This window comes from Burkholderia sp. ZZQ-2 (assembly GCF_050768715.1).
In the GTDB taxonomy this organism is placed as follows: domain Bacteria; phylum Pseudomonadota; class Gammaproteobacteria; order Burkholderiales; family Burkholderiaceae; genus Burkholderia; species Burkholderia cepacia.
In genome coordinates this window covers 1-229 of record NZ_LDVA01000095.1, presented here as the reverse complement: position 1 = coordinate 229, position 229 = coordinate 1, and the positions used below count along the sequence as shown (strand labels likewise).

The 229-nt window shown below is 63.3% G+C and carries 1 protein-coding gene; it reads left to right on the top strand.

The annotated features are described in order from the left end of the window. On the top strand, window positions 1-229 hold a 229-nt coding region (locus ABY44_RS05015; protein ID WP_431640917.1), incomplete at both ends, for an RNA polymerase sigma factor.

Here is a 229-nt window from a genome sequence, read left to right as displayed (position 1 = left end):
CGCCTCGACGCCGAGATCTCCACCCGCGAACTGGCTCCGATGATCGCGTCGCTCTCTGCCAAAGATCGCGAGACCATGCTGCTGTATGCCTGGGGGGATCTCACCTATGAAGAGATCGCCATCGCTCTCGGGGTCCCGGTGGGGACCGTCCGATCGCGCATCAACCGAGTGCGGACGCGATTGAATCCGAGTCGTGGGAGCGGTCAGGAACGACTCGCGAACGAGAAGG